This window comes from Kitasatospora sp. NPDC059408, from assembly GCF_042751525.1.
GTDB lineage: Bacteria > Actinomycetota > Actinomycetes > Streptomycetales > Streptomycetaceae > Kitasatospora.
In genome coordinates this window covers 1-14,759 of sequence record NZ_JBHYWI010000040.1, presented here as the reverse complement: position 1 = coordinate 14,759, position 14,759 = coordinate 1, and the positions used below count along the sequence as shown (strand labels likewise).

The 14,759-nt window shown below is 72.2% G+C and carries 16 protein-coding genes and 1 pseudogene; 13 read left to right on the top strand and 4 right to left on the bottom strand.

Features of this window, described 5'->3' with window-relative positions; all coding sequences use genetic code 11:
- Window positions 1-174 precede the first annotated feature (174 nt).
- Window positions 175-669, bottom strand: a complete 495-nt coding sequence (locus ACFXDE_RS25145; RefSeq protein WP_380497012.1) for an FBP domain-containing protein — start codon at window positions 667-669, stop codon at window positions 175-177.
- 81 nt (window positions 670-750) lie between these two features.
- Between ACFXDE_RS25145 and ACFXDE_RS25140 the strand changes: the two genes are divergently transcribed.
- The 3 genes from ACFXDE_RS25140 (at window position 751) to ACFXDE_RS25130 (ending at window position 3,308) form a co-directional block, all read left to right on the top strand.
- A complete protein-coding gene (locus ACFXDE_RS25140; protein ID WP_380497011.1) occupies window positions 751-1,332 on the top strand; it encodes a TetR/AcrR family transcriptional regulator in 582 nt (193 codons plus the stop codon).
- 129 nt (window positions 1,333-1,461) lie between these two features.
- Window positions 1,462-2,172: a DUF6193 family natural product biosynthesis protein gene (locus tag ACFXDE_RS25135; RefSeq protein ID WP_380497010.1), complete on the top strand. Its 711-nt coding sequence runs from the start codon at window positions 1,462-1,464 to the stop codon at window positions 2,170-2,172.
- A gap of 353 nt (window positions 2,173-2,525) precedes the next feature.
- Entirely contained in the window at window positions 2,526-3,308 is a 783-nt protein-coding gene (locus tag ACFXDE_RS25130) for a class I SAM-dependent methyltransferase (RefSeq protein WP_380448734.1), read from the top strand.
- Between the two features lie 121 nt (window positions 3,309-3,429).
- Here ACFXDE_RS25130 and ACFXDE_RS25125 read toward each other — a convergent pair whose 3' ends face one another.
- Complete coding sequence (locus ACFXDE_RS25125; RefSeq protein ID WP_380497009.1) at window positions 3,430-4,032, bottom strand: hypothetical protein; 603 nt, start codon at window positions 4,030-4,032, stop codon at window positions 3,430-3,432.
- A gap of 52 nt (window positions 4,033-4,084) precedes the next feature.
- Window positions 4,085-4,549 (bottom strand): MarR family winged helix-turn-helix transcriptional regulator, encoded by a 465-nt coding sequence (locus ACFXDE_RS25120; protein ID WP_380497008.1) that lies wholly within the window; start codon window positions 4,547-4,549, stop codon window positions 4,085-4,087.
- Between the two features lie 112 nt (window positions 4,550-4,661).
- On the opposite strand from ACFXDE_RS25120, the gene ACFXDE_RS25115 reads away from it, so the two are divergent.
- Window positions 4,662-5,918 (top strand): alpha/beta hydrolase, encoded by a 1,257-nt coding sequence (locus ACFXDE_RS25115; protein ID WP_380497006.1) that lies wholly within the window; start codon window positions 4,662-4,664, stop codon window positions 5,916-5,918.
- Between the two features lie 53 nt (window positions 5,919-5,971).
- Here ACFXDE_RS25115 and ACFXDE_RS25110 read toward each other — a convergent pair whose 3' ends face one another.
- Window positions 5,972-6,628 carry a TetR/AcrR family transcriptional regulator C-terminal domain-containing protein gene (locus tag ACFXDE_RS25110; protein ID WP_380497005.1) on the bottom strand — a complete coding sequence of 219 codons (657 nt, stop codon included), beginning with the start codon at window positions 6,626-6,628 and terminating at the stop codon, window positions 5,972-5,974.
- An 81-nt stretch (window positions 6,629-6,709) separates the two neighbouring features.
- On the opposite strand from ACFXDE_RS25110, the gene ACFXDE_RS25105 reads away from it, so the two are divergent.
- The 9 genes and pseudogenes from ACFXDE_RS25105 to ACFXDE_RS25065 all read left to right on the top strand — a co-directional run.
- Window positions 6,710-8,170, top strand: coding sequence for an FAD-dependent oxidoreductase (locus ACFXDE_RS25105; RefSeq protein WP_380497070.1), 1,461 nt, complete (start codon window positions 6,710-6,712; stop codon window positions 8,168-8,170).
- 218 nt (window positions 8,171-8,388) lie between these two features.
- Window positions 8,389-8,949 (top strand): hypothetical protein, encoded by a 561-nt coding sequence (locus ACFXDE_RS25100; RefSeq protein ID WP_380497004.1) that lies wholly within the window; start codon window positions 8,389-8,391, stop codon window positions 8,947-8,949.
- A 30-nt stretch (window positions 8,950-8,979) separates the two neighbouring features.
- Entirely contained in the window at window positions 8,980-9,954 is a 975-nt protein-coding gene (locus ACFXDE_RS25095) for a GNAT family N-acetyltransferase (RefSeq protein WP_380497003.1), read from the top strand.
- A 303-nt stretch (window positions 9,955-10,257) separates the two neighbouring features.
- A complete protein-coding gene (locus tag ACFXDE_RS25090) occupies window positions 10,258-10,788 on the top strand; it encodes an RICIN domain-containing protein (protein ID WP_380497002.1) in 531 nt (176 codons plus the stop codon).
- Between the two features lie 157 nt (window positions 10,789-10,945).
- Window positions 10,946-11,482 carry an RICIN domain-containing protein gene (locus ACFXDE_RS25085; protein WP_380497001.1) on the top strand — a complete coding sequence of 179 codons (537 nt, stop codon included), beginning with the start codon at window positions 10,946-10,948 and terminating at the stop codon, window positions 11,480-11,482.
- Between the two features lie 141 nt (window positions 11,483-11,623).
- Window positions 11,624-12,853, top strand: a complete 1,230-nt coding sequence (locus ACFXDE_RS25080; protein WP_380497000.1) for a hypothetical protein — start codon at window positions 11,624-11,626, stop codon at window positions 12,851-12,853.
- The gene (locus ACFXDE_RS25075) at window positions 12,837-13,607 is read left to right on the top strand and encodes an alpha-ketoglutarate-dependent dioxygenase AlkB (protein ID WP_380496999.1); all 771 of its coding nucleotides are present in this window, start codon (window positions 12,837-12,839) and stop codon (window positions 13,605-13,607) included. The genes ACFXDE_RS25080 and ACFXDE_RS25075 overlap by 17 nt, the downstream gene beginning before the upstream one ends.
- A gap of 186 nt (window positions 13,608-13,793) precedes the next feature.
- Entirely contained in the window at window positions 13,794-14,363 is a 570-nt protein-coding gene (locus ACFXDE_RS25070; RefSeq protein WP_380496998.1) for a GNAT family N-acetyltransferase, read from the top strand.
- A gap of 21 nt (window positions 14,364-14,384) precedes the next feature.
- Window positions 14,385-14,759, top strand: a pseudogene (locus tag ACFXDE_RS25065) (hypothetical protein); the annotation flags it as partial.

Sequence of the window (14,759 nt, the reverse complement as noted above, 5' to 3'; positions counted from 1 at the left end):
GCGGGCGGGGGGGGTGGTGGTGTTTTGTCCTGTGGGCCCCGCCCGGCGGCCGGGGTGGGGGAGGGTGGCGGGGGGGGCGCGGGCCGGGGGTGCCGGGCCGCCCCCGGGACGGTGCGGGGGCGGGGGAGAGGAGCCAGCTCAGGGTGACGTCCCACAGCGGGCCGCCACCCGCGGTCATGCGGTGACCTTGGCGACGAAGGCGGCCAGGTTCGCCACCGTGCGCTGGATCTTCTCCTCCACGGTGAGCGACTCGTGCAGCTTGGTGCCGACCTCCCGCTTGCCGCGTACGTAGAGCGAGCACGCGAGGTCGCTGCACATGTACGCGCCCACCGAATTGCCCTCCTTGCCCGCCTTGCCGGCCCGCGGGGCGACCAGCAGCGAGACGCCACCGGTGTGCGTGGTCACGCACAGCGAGCAGATGCTGCGCCGGGCCTGCCAGGAGGCCCCGGAGGACGAGCGCAGCGCGACGGCCACCGGGCGGTCGCCGAAGCCGGGGAGCTCGGCGACGAGGTAGGAGCGGTCGGGGGCCTGGGGATCTCGCCAGCCGAGGAAGTCCAGGTCCTCCCAGGGCTGTTCGGCGAGGTCTCGCGGCACGTTCAGGCGCGAGGCCTCGCCCTTGGTGGTGTTGACGAAGGCGGCACGGATGTCTCGTTCGGTCAGCGGCTTCATAGGGATCAACGTAAATTACCTAGGAGCATTAGGCAAATGTATTATTGCTCCAGGAGACCGTGGGAAGCAGAGGGGAACCGCATGGCGCGCGTAGGACTGACCGCCGAACGCCTCACCAGGGCGGGGGCGGAACTCGCCGACGAGGTCGGCTTCGACAAGGTGACCGTCTCGGCGCTCGCCCGGCGCTTCGGCGTCAAGGACGCGAGCCTCTACTCGCACGTCAGGAACTCGCAGGACCTCAAGACGAGGATCGCCCTGCTCGCCCTGGAGGAGCTCGCCGACCGGGTGTCCGCCGCCCTCGCCGGGCGGGCCGGCAAGGACGCGCTGACCGCCTTCGCCGATGCCTACCGCGACTACGCCCGCGAGCACCCCGGCCGCTACGCCGCCGCCCGGCTCCAGCTGGACCCGGAGACCGCGCGCGCCAGCGCCGCCGTCCGCCACTCGCAGATGACGCGCGCGATCCTGCGCGGCTACGACTTCGTGGAGCCGGACGAGACGGACGCCGTCCGGCTCCTGGGCAGCACCTTCCACGGCTACGTCACGCTGGAGACGGGCGGCAGCTTCGCCCACACCCCGCGCGACACCGAGGACACCTGGGCGCGCATCCTCGACGCCCTCGACACGCTCCTGCGCAACTGGCCGAAGAGCCCGCCGATCGGCTAGCCAGGAGCCCCGGGCCGCTGGGTCGTCGAAGGGCACCTGGTCGAACCCCGGGGCCGCCTTGCCCGGAGCCGGGAGGGCCGGCACCTGATCGACCGGGACCGTCGATGCGCTCGGCGGCATACTGGCGGGATGAGCTTCGGGGCGGGGTCCGGCGAGAGCAACTGGGATGGCGGGGTGCTCCAGGAGACGTTGGGGCGTGTGGCGGAGGGCCTCGGGGTCGTCTTGCCTGAGCCGGACGGGCAGTGGAGCGGCACAGCGGTGTACGTCGACGCGGGGCTCGGCCGGCGGGTGTCGGTGCGTCCGGCCGGCGAGCAGCGGCGTGCCTTCTGGGTGAACCTCCAGAGCAACGGCCGGCGCCTGGCCTGCGGGTGGACCGCCGACCCGGCCGAGGTGGTCAGGGCGGCGGTGGCCTGGACCGGCGGAGCGGGGCTCGAGGAGACCAAGGAGCAGGCTCCGTGCATCGAGTTCCGCCCTTGGGCCCTCGCGCACGAGCGGGAGCCGCTCGGTGCTGTCGAGCTGGCGTGGTGCCTCAAGCTCGACGGCGTCCACATGCCGCCGATGAACCGGTTCCCGCGCGTGCATGCGCTGTTGGCGGCCGCGTACTCCCAGCCGGTGCTCCGCCAACTGATGCCGGTGACCAGCCACTTCAACCTCTGGTTCTCCACCAGTACCACGGCGCGATGGAATACGACACGGGTTGGGTACATGATCTGGCCGCACGACGAGGGGTTCTACGGGGTACGGAACCGGAGCGAGTTGCTCGCGCGCTTCGAGACGCCGGAGGAGGCCGTCGCCTTCGTGGTCGCCGTCCTGCCGGAGGGGATCGGGCCGGCACGTTAAGCGTTGGTCGAGCGGTAGCGATCGTGTTCGTCGCCACGTCCGGCTGCACCTGTCCCCAGCGCTCTTGATCGCCAGGAGAACGTTCAGCGGGCCGGAACGCCCGCGAGTCGCACCTCCGAGACGCCCGGGCGCCAGGGGAGTTCGGCGACGGGCGCCCGGCCGGAGCCCTGGACGAGGCGCAGGGGCGGGTCGAGACGGTTGGCGACTCCCGTGCGGCCTTGAGCCGACCTCGCCCTCGGGGCTGGGGCTACGATCACACCAACGGCAGGCAGGACCGGCCTGGGAGGCCCCGGCCCGCCGACGAGCCCGGCGAGCACGCCGGGCGGGTGCTGGACCGGCTGAAGGGGGACCCAATGGCGCAGCGGACCGGGCGCACGGCGGACGGCAGTGCGGGCGACGCGGACTACGGCGCGATCGGCGGCTCGTACGCCGCCTACCGGCGCCCCGAACCGAGGATCGCCGCACTGATCGAGCAGGCCCTGGGCGGAGCCCGTACGGTGCTCAACGTCGGTGCCGGGGCCGGTTCGTACGAGTCGGAGGCCTTCGACGTGACGCCGGTCGAGCCGTCGGCGTCGATGCGCGCGCAGCGGCCCGCGCACCTGCCGCAGGCGGTCGACGCGGTGGCGGAGGACCTGCCCTTCCCGGACGACGCGTTCGACGGCGCGATGACGACGTTCAGCGTCCACCAGTGGAGCGACGTGAAGGCCGGTCTGCGCGAGCTGCGCCGGGTCACGCGCGGCCCGGTGGTCGTCCTGACCTGCGACCCGGACCTCGTGCGGGACTTCTGGCTGTACGAGTACGCACCGCTGGTGCTGGACACCGAGGCGCGGCGCTACCCGTCCGTCGCCGACATTACCGAGGCCCTGGGCGGCGAGGCCGAGGTCACCGTGGTGCCCGTCCCGGCCGACTGCGTCGACGGCTTCAACGAGGCCTACTACGCGCGCCCCGAGATGCTGCTGGACCCGGCCGCCCGGCAGTCCTGCTCGGCGTGGAGCTTCGTCCCGGCGGAGCTGGCCCGCGAGTACACCGACCGGCTGGAACGGGACCTGGCCTCGGGGGCGTGGGACGAGCGGTACGGCCACCTCCGGCAGCAGGCGGTGCTGGAGGGCTCGCTGGTCCTGATCCGGGCCCGGTAGCAGCCGGCGGCCGTCCTGATCGACGCCGACGGCCTGACACCGCCCGGCGCCGTCGGCGCGCCGGGCGGAGCGATCCCGGGCGGTCCCGGGCGGTCCCGGGCGGAGCCGTCCTGGGCCTCCGTCACATGGTGCCGGAGAACAGCAGGGCGACCAGCTTGCCGTCGTCGTCCCGGCCTTCGAGGCAGAGGGCGGACTCGTCGCCGACGCGGAAGGCCAGGACGTTGGCACCGGTCGCCTCGTTGACCACGACGTCGACCCACGCGGGGACCTTGCCGGCCGCGTCGGCGGCGTCGAGCTCGGCTCCGACGTGCTCCACGAAGGCGCTGAGGTCCTCGAAGGCCTCCGGCCGGACGGAGCGGTCGCGGAACGCGTCCATCGCGGTCGAGTCCCACAGGAAGCCGAAGTCCGGCCCGAGCGGCTGCCAGTCCTCGACGGCGTCCTCGAACTCCGCCCCGGCGATCTCCTCGGGGCCGGCCAGCGGGACGAACACCATCTCCACCGTGCTCGACTCCCGGCCGGTCACGCCGTCCCGGAACCGCCGCACGCCGACGTACACGGGGTGCGAGCCCGGCGGGACGTCACCGCACGCGCTCCACTCGGGCGGCGCCGGGCAGCTGAACACCACGCCCTGGACCACCTTCAGATCGCCGATGCGGTGGAACTCGGTGGGCTCGCCCTGGACGTACTCGTCGGCCAGGGTCTGCAGCAGTTCGTTGATCTCCATGGCCGCACATCCTGGCGCACCCCGCCGACAGCCGAGTCGGTCGGGCTGGTCCTCACAGCCGGTCGTAGACGGCCGACAGCCGCTGGAGCACCTCGGCGGCGCGGTCGAGGGCGTCCGCGTCGTAGTCGGACAGGTCGGCGTGCAGGGCGTCGGTGAGCGCCTGCTGGCGCCGGCGGTGCCGCTCGCGGCCGGCGTCGGTGAGGGCGACCACGACGGAGCGCTTGTCCTCGGGCGGCCGGGTGCGGGTCACGTAACCGGCCGCGACCAGGCCGTTGACCAGTTGGGTGGCGGCGGCGCCGGTGGTCTCGGTGCCGGCCGCGAGTCCGCTGATCGTCAGCGGGCCCCGGTCGGCGAGGGTGCGCAGGGCACGGGCGTGGGTGAGGGAGAGGGCGCCGGGGGTGCGGGTGGCGCGGCCGCGCAGGCGGGCGTCGGCGGCGCTGAGGCGGTAGGCGGCCCGGGCGAGGCGGTCGAGGGCGTCGGCGCGCTCGGGGGCGGGCTCGCGGGTCGGCTCGGTCATGTGCGGGTCTCCTCGGCGGTGGTGGCTTGACACCAGCTTAGGTTAAGTACTTAATGACTAAGTACTTAATCGCTAAGTACTTAGTGATCCGGAACCCGAGAAGGAGACCGCCATGACCACCCGTTCCACCGGCCAGAGCTGGGCCCTCGACACCGCGCTCGCCCAGGGCGGCTTCGACGCGCTGCACCCCGAGGCCGTCGGCACCATGGAGCAGCTCGGCCATGACCACACCGACTTCGCGAAGGTCTTCGCGCTGGTCAGGAGCGGTGCGATGCTGCCCAAGGCCTGGGCGACGGTCGCCGCCCAGGCGGAGGAGCGCGCCGCGCACCACGAGCGCGGCGGCTTCGCGCGGACCGCCGCCGACCTCTACGGCCGGGCCGCGGTGATGTGGGGCCGCGCCCAGTACTCGATCTTCGACGCGACCGATCCGCGCAAGGCCGCGATGCGCACGCGCACCGACCACTGTGTCGAGCGCCTGGGTGCGCTGCGCGACGGCCGGGTGCGGCGCGTCGTCCTCGACTTCGAGGGCGGAGCGATCCACGCGCTGCTCCACCTGCCCGCCGGGCCGGTCGAGAACGCGCCGGCCGTCATCCTCGGCCCGGGGATGGACATGATCAAGGAGGACTACATTTGGGCGGCCGAGCGCTACTACACCTCGCGCGGGGTCGTCGCACTGTCCATCGAGGGCCCCGGCCAGGGCGAGACGCGGGCCGGCGGGCTCACCGTCGACCTCACCAACTACGAGCGCGCGATCGGCCGTTACCTCGACCACCTGGCCGCGCTGCCGGAGGTCGACGCGGCACGGATCGGCATGTTCGGCATCTCGATGAGCGGCTACTGGGGCTCGCGCGCCGCCGCCACCGACGGCCGGCTGGCCGCGCTCGCCGCGTTCGAGGCCGTCACGGGCGACTTCGCGACCATCTTCGAGCGCGCCCAGCCGACCTTCAAGAACAACTACATGTACATGGCCGGGTACGCCGACGAGGAGGCCTTCGACCGCGACCTCGTCCGCCACCTGCCCCTCGGTGACCTGGTGGCCCGGATCACCTGCCCGGTGCTGTACGGCATCGGCGAGTTCGACGAGCTGACCGACCTCGGGCAGGCGCTGGAGAGCTTCGAGAAGGTCCGGGCGCCGAAGGAACTGCGGGTCTACGAGGACGAGTTCCACCCGCTCGGCGGCGTGGCGGCGGAGGTCTTCCGGTTCGGCGCCGAGTGGCTGGAGCGGGCGCTGGCGGGCGAGTTCGCGACGCCCGGGCGGGACGTGCGGCACTACGTCCGCCGCGACGGCAGCACCGTCGACGGCAGCGCCGACCCGACGTGGTGGCTCGGTGCCGCGCCGGCGCACCTCGACGCGGTCCGGCGGGGCTGAGCAGCGGCCGGGGGCGGGGCCGGGGCCGGGCCGGGGGTCAGGGGCGGCGCCGCTCAGGTGAGCAGCGTCGCCTCGACCCCGGCGAGGACGGCGGTCAGCCCCAGCTCGAAGCCCTCGTCGAAGTCCCGGAACATCACCCGGCCCGCCTCCGCCGCGAGCGGGTGGGCGGCGAGGCGTTCGGCGCGCGCGTCGACGTCGTACGCCTCGCCGCCGGCGAACGGGTCGGCGCCCATGGCCTGTTCCTCGACCACGTAGCCGATCGTGTAGCTGTACGCCGTGTACCAGGCGCGGGCGGCGGCGGCCGGCGCGAAGCCGGCGTCGACCAGCAGGCGCAGGGCGGCGTCCAGGCCGGGCGCGTACGAGGTGTCGGTGAAGCGGGCGCCGCTGTAGACCTTGGCGCCGTCGCGGTGGCGCAGCAGCTCGGCGCGCAGGGCGCGCATCGTCACGCGGTACGCGTCGCGCCAGTCGCCCCCGGCCGGCCAGGCGGACCCGGCCGACATGCGGCGCATCATCTCGGTCGCCATCTCGTCGAGCAGCGCCTGCTTGTCCTTGAAGTGCCAGTACAGCGCCGGTGCCTTGACGCCGAGTTCGGCGGCGATCGCGCGGAGGGTGAGGCCGTCGAGGCCCACCTCGTCGAGGAGTCTCAGCGCGGTGTCGGCGACCAGCTTCCGGTCGAGCTTCGGGGTTCCCGGGGTTCTCTGCGGCGTCACGGTTGACAGTTTAACGCCGTTAAGGGCAGGCTGCGGACAGCCGCCGTTTAACAACGTTAAGGAGAGTGGCCCGTGTCCGCGCTGCCCGTGTCCGCGTCGCCCGAATCCGTGCCGTCCGAATCCGCGCTGCCCGAATCCGTGGACGTCCTGATCGTCGGCGCCGGCCCCACCGGCCTCACGCTCGCCCTCGACCTCGCCCGGCGCGGCGTCCGGGCGCTGCTCGTCGAGCGCGCCGCCGAGCTGTTCCCCGGCTCGCGCGGCAAGGGGCTCCAGCCGCGCACGCTGGAGGTGCTGGACGACCTCGGCGTGCTGGCCGGGGTTCGCGCGGTGGCCGGGCGCTACCCGGCGAACCTGTTCTGGAAGGACGGCGAGCCCCAGGGCGAGCGCCGCATGTACGACCCGACCGAGCCGTCCGAGGCGGAGCCGTACACCGAGACGCTGATGCTGCCGCAGTGGCGCACGCAGCGCGTCCTGTACGGGCGGTTGCGCGAGCTGGGCGGCGACGTCGACTTCGGCCGCGAGCTGGTCGGCCTCGCGCAGGACGCGGACGGCGTGACGGCCGCGTTCGCGTCGGGCGGCCCGGTCCGGGCCCGGTGGGCCGTCGCGGCCGACGGCGGGCGCTCGACCGTCCGCCGGCTGCTCGGCATCGGCATGGCGGGGGAGGACATCGACCCGGCGACGATGCTGGTCGCGGACGTCCGGCTCGCCGACGGGGCGCTGGACCGCGATCACTGGCACGTCTTCCCCGCGGGCGAGGACCTGCTGGCGCTCTGCCCGCTCGCCGGGACGGACGACTTCCAGCTCGTCGCGAGGTTCCCGGAAGGGACGGCCGTGGATGCCAGCCTGGAGGGGATCCGCAAGGTCGTCGCCGCACGCTCCCACCTGGCGGCCGGTCATGTCGTCGACGTGCGCTGGGCATCCGAGTTCCGGCCGCGGACGGGACTCGCGGACCGGTTCCGCGACGGACGCGTGTTGCTCGCCGGCGACTCCGCGCACGTGCACTCGCCGGCCGGCGCGCAGGGCCTGAACACCAGCATCCAGGACGCGTACAACCTCGCCTGGAAGCTGGCCGCCGTGCTCTCCGGCGCCGCCCCGGAGGCGCTGCTCGACACCTACGAGGAGGAGCGCCGCGCCAACGCGGCGGAGATGCTCGACCTCTCGACGCGCGTGCACCGCGGCCAGGTCCGCCGTGGCCGCGCGACCCAGCAACTCGGCCTCGGCTACCGGGAGTCGACGCTCGCGGAGGACACCCGCGCCGGCCTCCCGGCGGACGCCCTCCGGGCCGGCGACCGCGCCCCGGACGGCCGCCGCGGCGGCGTCCACCTCTTCGACGCCTTCCGCGGCCCGCACTGGACCCTGCTCGCCGTCGGCACCGACGCCGACCTGCCCGACCTCGGCGTCCCCGCCGTCCGCATCCCGCCCTACGAGGCGTACGGCGACGGCGTGTTCCTCATCCGTCCGGACGGCTACGTCGGCTGGGCGGGCACGACGGCGGACGGCCTGGAGTCGTACGCGGCCCGTCACGGCGTGCGCGGCGCTTGACCCGCGCGGCGCTCGACCTACGTGCCGCTTGACCCACGTGCCGCTCGGCCCGCGCGGTGCTCGACCTACGTGCCCCTCAACCCACGCGGTGCTCGACCCACGCGGTGCTTGACCCGCACGGGCGAGGGGGCGTGCCGCCCGGCCCGGGCTGCGGGGGAGCGGCGGTTCGCGGCCGGAGACTGGGGGCCGTCGCCGCCCGCCGCCGGACAGGAGAGACCGTGGCCGACCACAGCCCCCGGGAGAAGACCGACGGCCAGGTCGGCGTCCTCGGCATCGCGCTCGGCGCGGTCCTGGCGGTCGTGTTCGCCCAGGGCTCGTGGCAGTGGTTCTCCACCTACCTCGGCGTGATGCTGCTCGCGGTGGTCCTCGCCTGCACCCGCCTGCCGACCTGCGCGCCCGGGCCGGTCACTGGGCCGGCCGCCGGGTACGTGCGCAGCCTGACGGCGTACGCACTGGTCGTCGGCCTGTGCGTGGCGATCGCGCTGGCCCCGGCGATGCAGCGGTGGCGGTGGCTGTTCCCGATGCCGGGTACGCGCGCGGGCTGCGCCGAACTGGGCCGCTACCAGGCCCTGACCGCGCGGCAGGCGGTGGGCGGCCTGGCCGTCCAGGACGGTGCGGCGGTGGCCCACGCCCAGGCCGACCAGGCCCGGCACGTCGTCGACGCGTGCCTCGCGGCCACGACGACGCTGTGGCTGCCGGTCTACGCGCTGGGGGCCGCGGCGCTGGTGGTCCTGGTCTCGTGGCGGCTCGGCCGGAGGAGAGCCACAGGCTCCCGGTGAGAGGATGGCCGGGACTCGAAAGGGGAGCGGATGGGCCTGGACGTCGTCCCGTTCGAGGAGCGGTTCGCGGAGCCCGCGGCGACGCTGCTCGCCGGGGAGCATCCGGACGGCGGGCTGGACCTCGCCGACCCGGTCGTGGCCCGTCGCCTCGTGGCGGCGTGGCAGGGTGCGGGCCCCGCCGTGGCCGCCGTCGAGGGCGGCGAGCTCGTCGGATTCCTGGCGGCGTCGGTCGACGGCGTCCCCGGGCCCCAGCAGGCGTCGATCCGGCTCCAGCAGCACGCTGCCGTCGGCGGCCGGAAGCGCGAGGCCTACCGCCGGCTCTACGCGGCCCTGGCCGGTCGACTCGCCGCCGTCGGACGGTTCGAGCACACGATCACGGCCTCGGCCGTCGACGGGGAGGTCACCACGGCCCTGTTCGAACTCGGCTTCGGCATCGACCAGATCAAGGGCCTGCGGCCCGCCGTCGCCTCCACCGGGCAGGACGTCCGGCTGCGCGAGGCCGGGCCGACGGACCTCCGCAGACTCCTCGAACTCACCGTCGAGCTGCAGCAGTTCCACGCCACCTCGCCGATCCTCCGGCCCGCGCTCCTCGACGTCCCCGCCGTTCGGGACGGTTTCCTCGCCGCTCTCGGCGACGACCGGCGGCTGCTCCTCGTCGCCGAGGAGCGCGGGCGCGTCGTCGGCATGATGCAGGCGGAGGCCGACCAGCGGCACCGGTCCACGGCGGTGATCGGCATCGCCTCGGTGACGGCGTCCGCCCGGTCCGGGGGCCTCGGCACGGCGCTCCTGACCGGAGTCTGCGACTGGGCCGCCCGCCGGGGCTTCGCGAACGTCGCCGTCGGCTGGTCGTCCGCGAACCCGGTGAGCGATTCATTCTGGCGCGGACGCGGCTTCGCACCGGTCGGCTACAAGCTCACCCGCCTGATCGACGCCCGCGTCGCCTGGGCCGACAGCCGGCTGGGCTACGCCCATCACCTGCCGGGGGGTTCGCCGCTCCCTCTGTGACGAACTCCTCTCACCAGGACCAGAGAAGGCGGCACCCCGTTGACGCCCATCGCCGCAGGCACCAGTGACGCGGTGACGATGATCGTCACCGCGTCCGCCGTCCTCGCCCTCCAAGTCCGCAGGACGGCGGGTGCCGGAACGGTGAGGACGGCGGCTGCCGTGGGCAGCTGACGGTCAGAAATATTTTTTCGAACGGACCTGCAACCTCCGTGGACCCCACACGTCTGTGGAAGTGAGAGGCGGGGGAATCGCCAAGTGCCTCTCACTTCCACAACACACACGTATGGCTCCATAGGGGGAACCATGTCCATCCGCTCTGCCGCCGCCGTGCTCGTCCTGGGCCTCACGGCCGGCCTGGTCGCCGCCGCACCGGCCTCGGCCGGGAACAACCCCTGGCCGAAGTTCACGCCGCTGGCGGCCGACACGACCGTGCAGATCCAGGCCGACTTCAGCGGCAAGTGCCTGGCCGTCGCAGACGCCCGCACCGACGACGGCGCGCCCGTCGTCGAGGCGGCCTGCACGGGTGACGACAGCCAGCAGTGGAACATCACCAACGGCTACGCGTTCAACGTCCACAGCGGCAAGTGCCTTGAGGTGCCGGCCTGGAGCCGCACCGCGGGCACCGCGATCGACCAGTGGACCTGCAACCAGGGCGACAACCAGCGCTGGGGTCAGATCAACATCGTCGGCAGCAACACCATTGCCATCCCCAACTGGAACAGCGGCCTGATCCTCGACGTCGACGGCGCGAACCACGCCGACGGCACCCCGGTGATCCAGTGGTACTCGGACTACCACGCCAACCAGCGCTTCACCCTCAACCCGGTCGGCTGACCCACCCCGCACCACCCCGGCCCCCGGCCCGGCCACCACCGGGCCGGGGGCCACCTTCGGCGCGTCCGGGCGCCGATCCTCGGCGCTGCGGACAGTGGGGGGAACACCAAGTTCCGTTCGCGCCATACGACATCAGTCAGGACCCACAGGGGGGGCCATGACCATCAACTCCACTGCCAAGCGCCGCATCGGCTCCGTCGCCACCGCCGGGCTCGGCCTCGGCCTGGCCGTCGGCCTGCTCGCCGCCCCGGCCGCGGCCGGCTTCACGTACCACCCGCTCGCGGCCGACTCCACCGTGCAGATCCGGACCTTCGTCGGCAAGTGCCTCCAGATCGCGGACTCCCGCACCGACAACGGGGCTCCCGTCGTCCAGGCGACCTGCAACGGCGCCCCGAGCCAGCGGTGGAACATCTCCGACGGCTTCGCCGTCAACGTCAACAGCGGCAAGTGCCTTGAGGTGCCGGGCTGGAGCAGGACCCAGGGCACGGCCATCGGCCAGTGGGACTGCAACGGCGGTGACAACCAGCGCTGGGGCAAGGTCAACGTCGACGGCAACACGCTGGCCGTCGTCAGCTTCGACAGCGACTTGGTCCTCGACGTGTACGGCGCCGGCCACGACGACGGTGCTCCGCTCGTCCAATGGGGCGGGTCGCGCTACGACAACGAGCGCTTCACCCTCGCCCCGGTCGGCTGACCCACCCCGCACCACCCCGGCCCCCGGCCCGGCCGACGCCGGGCCCGGGGGCCATTTCCGTTGCCCGGCGTCGAGGCCCCGTGAGAGCATCGAAGCTCATTTGATCCATTCGCCGAGATCTGCAGGTGGCAGGTACCGCTGATGAACACAACGGGGCCAATAGAGGCGTGCATCGAGGATGGGAACAACATCCTGGTCGCTCCTTCGACGTTGCACGACGATGACGTGGTTCGGGACTTCTTCGGGTCCGTGATCTCGCCGGAGGAGCTTGCTTCCGGTTCGCTCGATCTCGCACAGAAGACCGTCTACCTGTGTGGCGACATCTCCGGGATCAGCGGACGCCAATTGGACGGTGCCGCACGGGTTTTCGTCGTTCGGGAGCTGTCGCACGGTTTCCGCGAGGACGCCGGGGAGGCTTGGGAGTTCGTCGGGGTCGGGCGAGTTCCCGTCCGTGTCCACGGCGTCGGCGTGTACTACCGGCGCTTCTTCGCACTCGATGGGGATCACTTCGGACGGATCAGCGCGGAGCACGAGTTCCAGTCCCTGACGGAGTCCACCAAGCCCGGATCGGCGCATCGCAGCGGAATCTACCTGACGCCCGTCACACAGGACGGCGACGAACTGCATTTCCGCCTGCTCCGGTGCTCCACGAACCTCTCGGGGCCGACCGAGGGCTTCCGCCCCACCGACACGGGCATCGTCGACGCTCTGAATCGCGAGGCCGCCGGCATCTTCCGGGGCCAGGCGCCGCTCAATCACGTCCTCGCGCAGATCTACCGCAACACCGCTGCCACGGCGGAGCGCAAGCAGTCCAAGGCCAAGATCTCGTCCCACGCGGACAAGACCAAGGACATGCCCGCCAACGGCATCATGGCCTTCTGCACCTTCTATGACGGGCTCGACAAGCTGCGGCCGCTGGGCGAAGACGGCTTCGACTACGGGGTGAAGGGTGTCAGCGGGCTGACCAGGCTTCAGTTCCGCCTGAAGGGTTCGGCCGAAGACCACGACGCGGTCGCGCTGCCCGCGCAGTTCACGGTGACGCTCTATCCCGGCTCCGTGTTCTTCATGCCGCTCTCCACCAACCGCCTGTACACGCATGAGATCAAGCCCTCGGCGCTGGACGCCGAGCTGCTTCCGACCCGACTGGGATACGTCGTGCGCTGTTCGAGCGCCGAAGCCGTTCACAAGGACGGGGAGACGTTCCTCAAGGGGGAGGGGGAGTTGGTGAAGTTGGGGCCGGCGACCGAGGAAGGCATGGACGAGCTGCGCGGGCTGTACGCCGAGGAGAACAGGAGCTCGTCGTTCATCGACTACGGCGACCGGTTCCGCTTCAGCATGAACGCGGGGGACTACCGTGCCCCGCGAATCTAGGATCTCGGAGGAGGTCCGCACGGTCGATCTGTCGATCGAGGAGGATCTGTTCGCGGAGCTGTCCGCGTCGACTCGTTGGGAAGACGTGGGGAAGGGGCGGCGCGGAGCCGTCCTTGCCAGGGTCGACGAGGCGGGTGGTGTGCCTCTCGTGCGGACGACCACTCGGTACGGCAGCCCGGCGCAGCGATTCCGGGCAGTGCACGAGCGGCTGGCGCAGCGGATCCAGGAACGTGCGGCGCTTCCGGTCGGCTTCAACAACGCTCTCATCGAGAGCTACACGAACGCCTACCGGAAGATGGGCGGCCACTCCGACCAAGCCCTCGATTTGGCCGGTGATTCGTTCATCGCCGTCTTCTCCTGCTACCGGCATCCCGAGGAGGGTTCGCAGAGGAAGCTGATCTTCGAGTCCAAGGGGACCGGTGGGGAGGAGTTCGAGATCCCCCTCGCCCACAACAGCGTGGTTGTCTTCTCCGTCGATGCGAATCGGCGGCTCAGGCACAAGATCGTCCTGGACGCGCCCGACGAGGCGCCGGACAACCAGTGGTTGGGCGTGACCTTCCGAACGTCGAAGACCGTGGTCCGGTTCCACGACGGACACGCGCATCTCCCGCAGGGCGCGCGCCTCTTGGCGGCCGACGACGAGCAGCAGCGCGAGTTCTACCAACTACGACGGCGTGAGAACCAGGAGACGGACTTCGCCTACCCCGCGCTGGCGTACACCATCAGCGAGAGCGATCTGATCCCGCCCGTGTGAGCAAGAGGGAGGCCGCCCCACGAGTCTCGCGGGGGCGGCTTCGAGCTTCAGAGGACGCAGGCGGGTCCTCGGCCGTGACGTGAAGGCGGCCGTGTCATGCTGCTGTTCCTCCAGCACGCCACCCGGTGACGGACGCGGCCCGAAAACTCCCTGGACCGTCCGACCCGTCTCGGCCATGATCCTCACGTGGCCACCTACCTCGAGTCCGAGCGCCTGACCCTGCGCCCCTTCGCCGCCGCCGACGCGGACCTGCTGATCGAGCTGGACAGCGACCCGGCGGTGATGCGCTACCTGACCGGCGGCGCTCCAACCCCGCCGGAGGAGGTCCGCGACCTCGCCATCCCCAGCATCCTCGCCGGCTACGAGCGCTGGAATCATGACCTCGGCCTGTTCGCCGCGCACGAGAAGGACGGCGGCGCGTTCGTCGGCTGGTTCTGCCTGCGTCCGCGGCGCAGCGGCCCGCGTGAGGAGGCCGAACTCGGCTATCGCCTGCGCCAGGCGGCCTGGGGCCGGGGCTACGCCACCGAAGTCTCGCAGGCGCTGCTGGCGAAGGGGTTCGCCGAGCTCGGCATCCGCATGGTCTGGGCCGAGACGATGACCGTGAACCGCCCTTCGCGTAACGTCATGGAGAAGCTCGGGATGACGCTCGCGGAGAACATCCCCACGCCGGACAGCATGATGGCGGTCGAGGGTTCCGAGCACGGGGGTGTGCGGTACGAGATCACGAAGGAGCAGTGGGAGCGGCGGCAGGCGTAGGCGGCGCGAGGCGCGGCGCCCGTGGATGTGACGTCATCGGCCCGCGCGGCCTTGTCTCATCACGCCCTGTCGGGCACATCCCGGCAGCATCGTGCCGAACTCGTCGCTGAGCTCGTCCCTGCCTGGGAGGCGCAGCAGGAGTCTGCGCTGCGGGAGCGGCGCGGCGGCGACCGCCGCCGCGAGGCTGGTGCCGGCCCGAAGCATCGTCCGGTGTTCGTCGACCGGGTGCCGGCCACGCTCGCGCACCTGCGACACGATCTTCCGCACTCGGCCCTGGCTGCGCTGTTAGGAGTGGACCGCTCCATCCCTGATCTTGCAGGGTATCCCCGGCTTCAGCCGGGGAGGGATGCATCCTTGGCCCGGAGCCGCGAAGCGGCGGAGAACGCTGCGTTGTCA

What these genes read in the sequence shown, in the direction of transcription:
- ACFXDE_RS25085 (WP_380497001.1), top strand. Translation starts at nt 10,946, where the DNA reads ATGACCATCAACTCCACTGCCAAGCGCCGCATCGGCTCCGTCGCCACC.
- ACFXDE_RS25090 (WP_380497002.1), top strand. Translation starts at nt 10,258, where the DNA reads ATGTCCATCCGCTCTGCCGCCGCCGTGCTCGTCCTGGGCCTCACGGCC.
- ACFXDE_RS25115 (WP_380497006.1), top strand. Translation starts at nt 4,662, where the DNA reads ATGACCACCCGTTCCACCGGCCAGAGCTGGGCCCTCGACACCGCGCTC.
- ACFXDE_RS25095 (WP_380497003.1), top strand. Translation starts at nt 8,980, where the DNA reads ATGGGCCTGGACGTCGTCCCGTTCGAGGAGCGGTTCGCGGAGCCCGCG.
- ACFXDE_RS25080 (WP_380497000.1), top strand. Translation starts at nt 11,624, where the DNA reads ATGAACACAACGGGGCCAATAGAGGCGTGCATCGAGGATGGGAACAAC.
- ACFXDE_RS25125 (WP_380497009.1), bottom strand. Translation starts at nt 4,032, where the DNA reads ATGGAGATCAACGAACTGCTGCAGACCCTGGCCGACGAGTACGTCCAG.
- ACFXDE_RS25135 (WP_380497010.1), top strand. Translation starts at nt 1,462, where the DNA reads ATGAGCTTCGGGGCGGGGTCCGGCGAGAGCAACTGGGATGGCGGGGTG.
- ACFXDE_RS25140 (WP_380497011.1), top strand. Translation starts at nt 751, where the DNA reads ATGGCGCGCGTAGGACTGACCGCCGAACGCCTCACCAGGGCGGGGGCG.
- ACFXDE_RS25130 (WP_380448734.1), top strand. Translation starts at nt 2,526, where the DNA reads ATGGCGCAGCGGACCGGGCGCACGGCGGACGGCAGTGCGGGCGACGCG.
- ACFXDE_RS25120 (WP_380497008.1), bottom strand. Translation starts at nt 4,549, where the DNA reads ATGACCGAGCCGACCCGCGAGCCCGCCCCCGAGCGCGCCGACGCCCTC.
- ACFXDE_RS25145 (WP_380497012.1), bottom strand. Translation starts at nt 669, where the DNA reads ATGAAGCCGCTGACCGAACGAGACATCCGTGCCGCCTTCGTCAACACC.